We start from the raw sequence: 11,307 nt of genomic DNA, 5'->3' as shown, positions 1-11,307 counted from the left end.
CGCCGCCCAAGCGGCCAGCAGCACCATGTGCAGCGTTGCCCCGTGGCGTGCGGCCAGCGCCTGCAGCGCGGCGCTGTCGGCTCGGTCGAGCGCGAAGTCGATGCTCGCGCCGGTGAAGTCCTGCACCGCCGGGCGCGCGTGGTCTGTGGGCAGCTCCAGCAGCGCCGGGGCCCCCTCCAGGTGACTGCGCCAGTAGGCAAGCTGCTGCTGAAGCCGCTGGCCGCTGATCCACTGGCGCTGCCAGGCGGCGTAGTCGGCGTACTGGATGGCCAGTGGCGGCAGCGGGTCGGGCAGCCCTTTCACATAGGCGCCGTACAGCGCGCTCAGCTCGTTGACGAGCAAGCCATTCGACCAGCCGCCGTCGGTCACGACGTGATGCATCGTCATCAGCAGCACATGCTCGTGCTCGGCGAGTTTCAGCAGCCGGGCGCGGACGAGCGGCCCGCGCGACAGATCGAACGGCTTGGCCATTTCCTGCTCGGCATGGCGGCGGGTTTCGGCTTCGGCGTCAACCGAGCCGGTGAGATCCACGCGCCGCAGCTGCAGCCCGATGTCGTCAGCTGCGATCGACTGCGCCGCGCTGCCGTCTGCTTGGCGGATCAGGCTCGTGCGCAGCACTTCGTGGCGCGCGACGATGCGATCAAGCGCCCGTACCAATGCTTGCTCGTCAAGACGCCCGGTGAGCCGCATGCTCGCGGGCACGAGGTAGGCCAGCGCCGCGCGCTCGTCAAGCTGGTCCAGGAACCACAGCCGCTGCTGCGCGAAAGACAGCGGCAGCGGTGCGCTGCGGTCGGCCGGCGTGATGGCCGGCAGCTCGCTGACCTCTGCCACCGCCAGCTTCCCGGCGAACGCCGACAACGTCGGGTGGGAGAACAGCTCGGCGATTGCCACTTCCAGGCCGAGCTGCGCGCGCACCCGCGAGACGAGCCGCACCGCCAGCAGCGAGTGCCCGCCGAGCGTGAAGAAGCTATCCGCGCGGCCGATGCGCTCGCGCCCGAGCAGCTCGGCCCAGATCGCCGCCAGGGCCTCCTCGATGGGCCCTTGCGGCGGTTCGAACTCGTCGCTGTCGTGGGCCGCATCGCCCGGGTCGGGCAGCGCGCGGCGGTCCAGCTTGCCGTTGGGTGTGAGCGGCAGCCCCTCGAGGAAGACGAAGTGCGCGGGCAGCATGTACTCGGGCAGCGTGCGAGCCGATTGCTGGCGCAGCGCGCTCGCGCTGGGCGGGATCCGGCGCGCCAGCGCGCGCAGCCGGTCCAGTGCCGGCAGCGCCTGCAATGCATCGGGCGCCGAAATCCAGTCGAGCAGGCAGGCGAACTCGTCGACCCCGGCGTCGCGCAGCGCGGCCATCACCGGCAGGCACGATTGCGGGGTGCCGATGAACGACGCGGTCCTGGTATAGCGCTCGTAGGCGAACTCGACCACTTGTTCGATGCGCTGCTCGGAAGCCTCGCTCTCTTCGATGCCCAGGCTCTGCAGAAGCGGAAGCTGCAGCCCGACGTGGGCACGCATGTAGTTCATGAATGGCGCCTTGGCGCGCGCCATGGTCGTGTCGTAGTCCTCGCCGACGAAGGCATGGATCATCAAGGTCACCTGACCGGCGTCGCGGTCATGGCCGTGCTCGGCGCGCGCCGCGCGGTAGATGGCGATGTTCTTGGCCACCTGCTCGATAGTCTGGCCGAGCAGGTGAGTCAGGACATGGGCGCCGATGCGCCCGGCGAAGGCAAAGGTCTCGGGATTTCCGGCGGCCGTGATCCACAGCGGAAGCTGCGGCTGTAGCGGGCGCGGATAGACGCGCACCTCCGAGTGCGTGCCCGCCCCGTTCAGCCGGGAGACGGATTCGCCGCGCCACAACTGCTGCAGCGTACGGATGCCTTCCTCGACGACCTGGCGGCGCGACGAGAAGTTCTGTGGGGCGAGCACGAAGTCCCTGGAGTGCCAGCCCGTCGCGATGGCCAGGCCCACCCGGCCGCCCGACAGGTTGTCCACCACCGCCCACTCTTCGGCGACTCGAATCGGATCGTGCAGCGACAGGACGACGCTGCCGGCACGCAACTGCACCGACTTGGTGACAGTGGCCAGAGCAGCGTTGAGCACAGAGGGGTTGGGATAGAGGCTGCCGACGCGGTCGAAGTGTCTTTCGGGTGTCCAGATGGCCTCGAAGTCATGCTCGTCGGCAAAGCGCGCGGCCTGCAGGTACAGCTCATACTTGTTGCGCTCGTCGTAGGAGTCGGCGCCGAAGTAGAAGAGACTGAATGTCGGTGCATCCTGCTGGGTCGCCGCGTCGGGCACGACATAGGCGACCAGCCTTGTATCGCCTGGCACGACCTCGCGCGCCAGCACGACGGCCTCGTGCACGCCCGGGCAAGCTTGCAGGGCGGCCTCGATCTCGCCCAGCTCGATCCGGAACCCCCGCACCTTGACCTGGTGGTCGTTGCGGCCCAGGTACTCCAGCGTGCCGTCGCCATCGTGGCCGATGCGCCAGCGCGCGAGGTCACCGGTTCGGTACATGCGCGAGCCCGGCGCGCCGAACGGATCGGGCACGAAGCGCTCGGCGGTGAGATCGGGGCGGTTCAGGTAGCCGCGTGCCAGCTGCACCCCGGCCAGGCACAGCTCGCCGGCGACGCCGATCGGGCAGGCTTGCCCGAGCGCGTCGACGACATGCGCGCGCGTGTTGGCGAGCGGCCGCCCGATCGGCTCGACCGGCTGCGTGCCGGCCGCGTGCAGCGGCTGCACGGTGGCCCAGATGGTGGCCTCGGTGGGTCCATAGACGTTCCACAGCACGTCCGTGCGCGCGAGCAGCTGCTGCGTCAGCGCTGCCGGCATCGCCTCGCCGCCGCACAGCGCCTTGAGCCCGGGCTGACCCGCCCAGCCCGCATCCAGCAGCATTCGCCAGAACGCCGGCGTGGCCTGCAGCACCGTGATCGCATGCCGCTGCAGCAGCGCCTGCCAGTGCAGCGCGTCGGCTGCGGCCGCCATCGAGGCCAGCACCACCGTGGCGCCGTGCAGCAGCGGCAGGAAGATCTCCAGGCCCGCGATGTCGAAGCCCAGCGTCGTCACCGCCAGCAGCCGGTCCTGGGGTGTGAGGCCCACATGCGCCTGCATCGCGGCCATGAAGTTGAGCACCCCCTGGTGCGGCACCTGCACGCCCTTGGGACGGCCGGTGGAGCCGGAGGTGTAGATGACGTAGGCCAGGTGCCCGGGCGTCAGGCCCGCCACCTCAGGCGCCGTGCCCGGCAGCGCGAGCCAGGGGGCGGCCGGATCGTCCAGCCGGCACACCGGCAGATCGGCGGGCAGCGCCAGCGCGCCGGCGCAGCCAGCCTCGGTGAGCAGCACCACCGGCTTGCAGTCTTCGAGCATGAAGGCCAGCCGCTCGGCGGGGTGGCTCGGGTCCAGCGGCACGTAGGCGCCGCCGGCCTTGAGCGTGGCCAGCAGCGCCACGACCATGGAGACGCCGCGCTCGAGCAGCAGCGCCACGCGTGCGTCCGGGCCCACGCCCAAGGACTGCAGGTGATGCGCCAGCCGGTTGGCCCGTGCGTCCAGCTCGGCGTAGCTGAGCGACTCGTCTTCGAAGACCAGCGCCACAGCGTCCGGCGCGCGCTGCGCCTGATCCTCGAACAGCGCGTGGATGCACTGGTCTTGCGGGTACACCGTGTCGGTCGCGTTGAAGCGCTCGAGCTCGCCGTGCTGCTCCGCGTCGAGCAGCGGCAACTCGGCCACCGGCCGCGTCTCATCGGCCACCAGCGCCTGCAGCAGCGTCTTGAGGTGCGCGAGGTGGCGCTCGATGGTCGAGCGATCGAACAGTGCCGTCGCGTATTGCAGGCTGCCGGCAAGCTGCTCACCCTGCCACAGCATCGACAGCCCGAGGTCGACCTTCACCGTCGGCACTTCCAGGCTCAGGCGCGAGAAGCCGAGGCCGGCATCGGTTGCCGCCGCGTGCAACGGCGCCTGCTCATGCCATGTGAACAGGACCTGGAACAGCGGAGAGTGGGCGAGTGCGCGCGGAGGCTGCAGCAGTTCGATCACCTGATCGAACGGCAGGTCCTGGTGATCGTGCCCCTCGAGTGCGATCTGACGCACCTGCTGCAGAAGTTGTGTGCCGGTCATGCCGGCGACGCGAACGCGCAGCGCGAGGGTGTTGAGGAACAGCCCCACGAGAGGCTCCAATTCGGGCAGCACGCGGCCGGCTACCGGAGTGCCGACCAGCACTTCCGGCTGGCCGCTGCTGCGCGACAGCACGGCCGCCCAGGCGGCCAACAACGTCATGAACAGCGTGCAGCCGTGGCGCCGGCTCAGCTGCCGCACCGCGGCGCTGAGCGCGGGGTCGAGTTCAAAGTCCACCTGGGCGCCGGAGGCGTCTTGCACCGCAGGGCGCGGACGGTCCGTGGGCAGCTCCAGAAGCATGGGAGCACCAGCCAGCGTGTCGTGCCAGTAGTCCCTCTGTCGCTGCAGCCGTTCCCCGCTGAGCCACTGGCGCTGCCAGGCGGCGTAGTCGGGGTACTGCGTGGGCAGAGGCGGCAGCGGGTCGGGCCGCCCGGCGGCGAGCGCCGTGTAGAGCGCCGTCAGTTCGCCGACCAGTACGTCGCCGGACCAGCCGTCGCAGACGATGTGGTGCATCGAGATGAGCAGCACATGGTCCAGTGCCGCCAGGCGCAGCAGCCGTGCGCGCACGACCGGCCCCTGCGCAATGTCGAACGGCGTGAACGCTTCATCGGCGAGGCGCTGCTGCAGCATGCCGCCGGTGTCGAGGCCTGTATCGAGATCCTCGTAGTGCATGGACAGAGCTTGCGACGGCTCCAGCAGGCGCACCACCGGCTGGCCATCGACGGCGACGAACGTGCTGCGCAGCGATTCATGGCGGCTCACCACCGCAAGCAGCGCGCGCTCCAGCGTCCTGCGATCAAGGTTGCCCTGCATTCGCCAGGCATGGCTGACGACATAGTTGGCGCTCGGGCCCGAGAACTGCTCGAGAAACCACAACCGCTGCTGGGCGTAGGACGGTTCGATCGCCGCGGACGGGTTGCGGCTCGGAATGACACCCCCCGGAGTTGCCGTGCGAACGATGGTGTCGCCGCCCAGCTTTTCGAGCAGGCAGTCAAGCTCTTCGTCACTGAGCCGCTCAAGGTCTGCAGGGGTTGTGCTCATCGCGTTTCGTCATCGCCTTGTTTCGAGTGCGCTTCGCTCCTCTGCCGAGCTTGAGCACATGCCATCCAGTTCTTGCTCCGTCTGCGGTCCCGAGTGTTCGCACCCCGTCCGGCGATACGGCGATCGTGCGTCGACGCAGTCTTCATCTCTTGCATGCGACATACGACTGCGCAGGGTTCGCGTCGCGGTTGATCGTCGTCGGCGTCACGTGGCGGCGGCTTGCCCGCGCGCGCCCGCCCATTGTTTAGCGGGGTCAGGCTTGCCGAGGGCGGCGCCTCCGTGGCAGGGATTGCCTGAGAGTGCCAGTCGCATGAGGGCTTGCCTGACGGTGATCACCGGCGGTGCGCCGGGGCATTGCCTGATGAGAATGCACTCACGGACTCAGGAGGCTTGCGCATGTTTGGAGCGATCTCATCGGCGGCACCGGAAGCAGTGCTCAATCGTGCATGGAACGGGGAGGGCGCCTGGAGCGACCTTTATGTCGACCTGTGCAGCGCTTTCTTTCCCGGCCCGCAGCGGTGCCCCATGCAGGTGAGCTGCGTGGCTCTGCCCATTGACGTGCTGCCCGTCCCGCTGCCGAATGTTCTGTTGGCGGTGCTGCCTGATGACGTGCGTCGCTCGGTCCCGATTCGCCAGCGCAGTTTCGTCGCCGGCCGTCTTTGTGCCCGCCATGCGCTGGCACAGGCCGGGCATGCGGCTGCTGCGACGATCGGACGTCACCAGTCCGGCGAGCCGGTGTGGCCGCGCGGCTGGTGCGGCGCCATTGCGCATACGGCGGAGGTCGCCTATGCCGCTGTCGCCCCCCGGGAGCGGTGGCGCGGCATCGGCATCGATGCGGAATTGGTGGTTGATGACACGCTTGTATGGCCGATACGGCACATGTGCATGCGCGAGCCCGAATGGCGGCTGCTCGACGGCTGCGGCAGTGACGAGTTTCGCGCCACTCTGATGTTCTCCGCCAAGGAGTCGATCTACAAAGCCGCGGCGCCGCTCGTCGGGCACTTCTTCGACTTCATGGAGGCCGAGCTCATTGCGTCAGACTGGGCTGATCGGCGGCTCGACTTCCGGGCGCGCCCGGGCGGAGATCTGGCCCGCGTCGTCCAGACGTGCTCCACGTACTTCGGGCTTGAGGGGGCTGTCGTGCATAGCGTCACGACCCTGCCGGGTTTGCCCGAGGCGGCCTCATGACGCCGCGGACTTCCACCATCCATCGGCAACGCGAGCCAGGTTCTTCAGGCCGTCAACGGCGGGGCTTCGAAACGTCCGGCCAGGTAGTCGTCGCGGCACTGCGATCGGCGGATCTTGCCGCTGGAGGTGCGCGGTAAACCGCCCGGCTTGAGGAAGACCACGTCGGCCACCGTCAACCCCTGCGCTGCATGGACGGCCGAGCGGATGGACGACGCGAGCCGGCCCCACTCCGAAGTCTGGCGCAGCGCCTGCCGCTCCAGTTCGACCACGACAACCAGGCGGTCAGGCGCCTCCGTACTCTGCACGCCGAAGGCGATGACGCCTCCGCTGCGCACACCCGCGCACGCCTGTTCGACCGCCTCCTCCAGGTCGTGCGGAGCGTACTTGCGACCGTTGACGATGATGATGTCCTTGAGCCGACCGCTGACGTACAGGCGGCCGTCCTGGAGCCAACCAAGGTCGCCGGTTCGCAGGTAGGCGAGGCCATCGTCGTGCGAGGTGTCGTCGAGCACGCGGGCGCGAAAGGTCTCCTCGGTCGCAGCTGTACGGCCCCAGTAGCCTTGTGCGACGCTGTCCCCGTGCACCCAGATCTCGCCGACTTCGCCCTCGGCCAGGGCTCGACGGGTTCGGGGATCGACGATCCGAACCCGATGGCCCGATGCGGGCTCGCCGCAGCAGACCACCTCGGAGCGGTCGCGCCGAACCACATCGGGGTGGCGTCCTGCAGGTCCTCCGGCAATGAAGAGCGTGGCCTCTGCCATCCCATAACAGGGAAAGAAGGCCGCGGGCTCGAAGCCGGCAGGCGCGAACCGTCGCATGAAGCGCGACATCGTGGAGGCGCGGATCGGTTCGGCACCGCAAAACGCGACCTGACAGGACGACAGATCCAATCCTTGCAGATCCTCATCCCGGATGACGCTGGCCGCCAGTTCGTAAATGAAGTTCGGGCCACCGATCGTCGTGATGCGGAACGTCGAGACCAACTGCAGCCAGCGCTTCGGATGCTGAACGAGTTCGGCTGGCGACATGAAGCCGCAGGAAAAACCGACGTACACAGCCTGCAACACGCCGCCCACCAGTCCCATGTCGTGAAACAGGGGCAGTCCGATGAGCACCGACGATGAGGGCGTCAGCGCCATGGCTTGCCGTATCCGCTCGCTGTTGGCAATCAGGTTGGCGTGGCTGATCGCGACGCCTTTGGGCTCGCCTGTGGAGCCCGAGGTGTATTGCAGGAAAGCCAGATCGGAGCCGTTTCGCGGAACCGGCCGGAATGCCGCCGCGGCGCCCGCCGCGGGTTGCATCGTGCGAAGGTCCAGCACGGCCAGTGGGCGTCTTTCGGCCCTGGAAGCGGTTTGAGCGGCGTCGTCGTAGTCGCAGAGGATGGCCACCGCCCCGGAATCATCCGCCAGCAACTGGAAGCGCTGGTGCAATGTCTGTCGCCGAGGCGGTGCAGTCGGCACCACGATGACGCCCGCCAGCAGGCAGGCGTGAAACGCCACGACGAAATGGTGCTCGCTGTTGCACACGAGCAAGGCCCGCTCGCCGGCCCATCCACGATCAACCAGTTCATGTGCGAGCGACGCGGCGTCGCGCCACAACTCGCCGAACGTCAGCGTCCGTGGTGGCATCGAACCCTGGAAGAACCGGTAGACCAGTCGATCGGTGTCCGTCCGCGCGCGCTGCGCCAGCAACTCGGGAAACCAGCGGGGCGATTCGCCTGTTGAATGCCCCGCGCAGGAAGTCGCTTCTGCGCTCACCTGAAAGCCCTGCATTCCATGTGCGGTGGGTTTCGTTCGACCATCGCCGCATTCGGCGCTTGTTTCTGGCATCTCGCGTTTCTCCGGCGGTAGATCGAGCAGGTTGCAGTACTCGGTTTTGCACAGGATAGGGCCCGTGGCGATTGCGGACTTGTCCGTCCGCGCCCCGCCTTGTACCCAGAGGCCGCGGTTTGCGGCGTCTGCGCCCCTCGTGAACAAGGCTGCGTCGCGGATGGGCAAGGCGCCGGCGCGCGGAAGCACCGAAGATGGCCCATCCCTCATACACCCCGTGGATTGCACAATGAATGAGCTGAAGGACTTTGTCGCGCGCTCCATCGCCGGAACGCCCGAAGGCATGAGGACTTTCTTCGATACCGAGGCCTTCCCCTGGACGGCAAAGGTGGAATCGCACTGGAGAGCCATCCGCACCGAGCTGGACGGCCTGCTCCAGAACATCGACTCGCTGCCCGCCTTCGAGGAGATCCAGGTCGAGCAGGAGACGCTCGGCACCGATCGGCGATGGAAGATATTCCCGTTCTACGCCTACGGGACCTGGACCGCATACCCCGCCCATCGCTGCCCACATACCGTGGAGGCGCTCAGGTTGATCCCGGGGCTGCAGGCCGCGATGTTCTCGATCTTTCGTGCCCGCAAGGAGGTCCCGCCTCACGAAGGCCCCTACAAGGGCGTGCTTCGCTACCATCTCGGCCTCAAAGTGCCGCAGCCCGAGACGCTGTGCGGCATCGAGGTCGGCGGTGACGTGCGTCACTGGTCCGAAGGCAAGAGCCTGATCTTCGACGACTCGATTTCCCACCGGGCCTGGAACCACAGCGACGAGAGTCGTGTCGTGCTTTTCGTCGATTTCACCCGTCCGTTGCCGCCGCCACTGAACGAGATCAACGAAGGCGTGATCGCCCGCCTCGGCGAGACCGACTTTATCCGGCTCGCGGTCGAGCGATGGCGGCGCTGGGAGAGCGTGCATTGGCCGGAGCTGTCGACGCCGCGGTAAACGCAGCGCACTTGCGGTTTTGCGGCAGGCTCGACCGTTCAGTGTTTGACAAGCTGCTGTCGCGCGGAGGCAAGACCACGCGGTGGGCGATGCCTATAAACGAAAAGAGGGTGAAGGACCGGCCAGGATGCCGCGGCTGAACAGCACCCAATACAACAGCGCAGCACCACCGGAGACTCTCGTGACCAATGTGACCCAAGAAATCATTGTCGACATAGTGGCGGGACAGCTCCGCGTGCCCAGAACGTCGCTGGCCGTGGAGACGCCGTTCTACGAACTCGGTCTTGACTCCTTGTCCGGCATTCGTCTTCTCGCGGCGCTCGAGGAGCGCCTGGGCATGGAGCTTGACCCGATGCTGCTGTTGGACTTCACGTCCATCGAGACTCTGGCGGCGCGGCTCGATCAGCTCAAGCTCGATGAGCGCAGTTCCCACGCCGAAACGCCGGTGGGCGATGCGGGCGTGAGGCACGCGAGCGACAAGGCCGGGTCCTGATGACGCCGTTGGGCTGCCCCGGCGAAGCATGGGCCCCGCTGTCGCCACAACAGCGCGACTTATGGCTGGCCTATCAGCGCTGGCCCCGGCTGCGTGGCACGCACAACATCCCCTTCATTACCCGCGCGCACGGCCAATTGGACCCGGCCTGCCTGCGCCGAGCCCTTGTCAGCCTGGTGTCGCGGCACCCGATTCTGCGCACCCGGATCGCCGTGCACGACGGCCAGCCGATGCAGCAGGTTCAGGCAGAGATCGTCGCTCCCATCCAGTGGCATGATGCGCGCGGCTTCGATCCGCACCACCTGAATTCGATCATCAACGCCGACTTCGTCCAGCCCTTCGATCTCGCATGTGGCTGGCTGGTGCGTGCAAGCGTCTATCAGACTGACGACGAAGAAGCGATCCTCCTGATCGTCTTCGATCATCTCGCCTGCGATGACTGGTCGTTCTGGCGTCTCGTGGACGAGTTGGGCTCGTCCATCAGCGCGGGCGGCCGCTGCGTGGCCCCGCCGCCGCCGGACTATCTCGCCTACGTTCGCGAACAGGAGCGATGGCTGCGAGGGCCGCGGGCGGCCCGCCAGCTCGAGTACTGGCGTCGAGAACTGAACGATGGACTCGGCGCCATTGACCTTGCCCTGGCACCCGCTACCGGCCGTGAGCCGGAACCTGCAGCGGCGAGCGTGATCCTCGGCGGCGATCTTGTGGCGCAACTCGGCATGCTTGCCAAGCGCCACCGGACGACCATCTACACCGTGTTGCTGGCAAGCTATCTCACCTTGCTCCATCGCATGAGTGGCCAAGAGCAGGTCGCAGTCACCTCGCCGCTCGCGGCGCGAGGGGGCGGCGAGTGGGACGACACGGCGGGCCTTTTTGCCAACCTTGTGACCCTCGGCGCAAGTTTCCCCAGAGGCGCGAGCGTCAGCGATCTTTTGCAGTCGCTGCGTGGCACGGTGCAGCGAGCGATGGTTCACCAGGACTATCCTGTCAGCGAACTGGTTTCGAGACTTCGCCCGGGCCACTCGGCCAGCGGCAACTCACCGTTCCGCGCCCTGTTCACGATGCAGGTACCGCGCGGCGGGCGTCACATGTTGGGTCTCATCGACGCCGACCCACAGGAGTCCTTTGCATGGGGCGGGCTGCGACTGTCGCCTTACCCGTTGAACGCGGCGAGAGGCGCCTCGCAGTTCGACTTGTCCCTCGAAGTCGCCGTGCTCGCGAGCGGACTGGGAGCCGTGTTTCGCTTCGACGCCGCACGCTTGGGGTTCGGCATTGGCGAGGCGCTCCTGGCGAGGTGGCAGGTCCTGCTGCTCGCCATGGTCAGGGACGACTCCCATCCCGTTGGGCAACTGCCGCTGCTGGCCCAAGCCGATCACCGGCAGCTGCTCGACTGGAACGACACCGCGCGCGAGTTCCCCGCCGATGGCTGCATCCACGCGCTGTTCGAGGATCAGGTCGAGCGCACACCGGACGCTGTGGCGCTGGTGTTCGAGGACGAGTCGCTCAGCTACGCCGAGCTGGACGCACGGGCCAACCGGCTGGCGCACCACCTGCAATCGTTGGGCGTGGGCCCGGACGCGCGCGTGGCGCTGCTGCTCGAGCGCGGCGTGTCCATGGTCGTGGCGCTGTTGGCCACGCTGAAGGCCGGCGGCGCCTACGTGCCGCTGGACCCGGCCTACCCGACCGAGCGGCTGGCCTTCATGCTGCAGGACTGCGCCCCAGAG

The 11,307-nt window shown here is 67.7% G+C and carries 6 protein-coding genes; 4 read left to right on the top strand and 2 right to left on the bottom strand.

What is annotated here, in order from left to right; all coding sequences use genetic code 11:
• Positions 1–5,139, bottom strand: a 5,139-nt coding sequence (locus tag ABIC90_RS27000; protein ID WP_354359754.1) for a non-ribosomal peptide synthetase, incomplete at its 3' end; no start/stop codon positions are given.
• A gap of 396 nt (positions 5,140–5,535) precedes the next feature.
• Between ABIC90_RS27000 and ABIC90_RS26995 the strand changes: the two genes are divergently transcribed.
• Positions 5,536–6,327, top strand: a complete 792-nt coding sequence (locus tag ABIC90_RS26995) for a 4'-phosphopantetheinyl transferase family protein (protein ID WP_354359752.1) — start codon at positions 5,536–5,538, stop codon at positions 6,325–6,327.
• Positions 6,328–6,371: 44 nt separating this feature from the next.
• On the opposite strand, the gene ABIC90_RS26990 is transcribed toward ABIC90_RS26995, so the two are convergent.
• Entirely contained in the window at positions 6,372–8,324 is a 1,953-nt protein-coding gene (locus ABIC90_RS26990) for a fatty acyl-AMP ligase (protein ID WP_354359750.1), read from the bottom strand.
• A 61-nt stretch (positions 8,325–8,385) separates the two neighbouring features.
• Here ABIC90_RS26990 and ABIC90_RS26985 point away from each other — a divergent pair, with 61 nt between their 5' ends.
• From ABIC90_RS26985 to ABIC90_RS26975, 3 genes are all read left to right on the top strand, one after another.
• Positions 8,386–9,093 carry an aspartyl/asparaginyl beta-hydroxylase domain-containing protein gene (locus ABIC90_RS26985; RefSeq protein ID WP_354359748.1) on the top strand — a complete coding sequence of 236 codons (708 nt, stop codon included), beginning with the start codon at positions 8,386–8,388 and terminating at the stop codon, positions 9,091–9,093.
• A gap of 181 nt (positions 9,094–9,274) precedes the next feature.
• Positions 9,275–9,586 (top strand): acyl carrier protein, encoded by a 312-nt coding sequence (locus ABIC90_RS26980; RefSeq protein ID WP_354359746.1) that lies wholly within the window; start codon positions 9,275–9,277, stop codon positions 9,584–9,586.
• A partial coding sequence (locus ABIC90_RS26975) for a condensation domain-containing protein (RefSeq protein WP_354359744.1) occupies positions 9,586–11,307 on the top strand: 1,722 nt, incomplete at its 3' end. The genes ABIC90_RS26980 and ABIC90_RS26975, both read left to right, overlap by 1 nt.

The organism is Variovorax boronicumulans (assembly GCF_040544675.1).
Lineage (GTDB): Bacteria > Pseudomonadota > Gammaproteobacteria > Burkholderiales > Burkholderiaceae_C > Variovorax > Variovorax boronicumulans_D.
The sequence above is the reverse complement of the archived record's forward strand: the minus strand, read 5'-3'. Positions and strand labels throughout refer to the sequence as shown.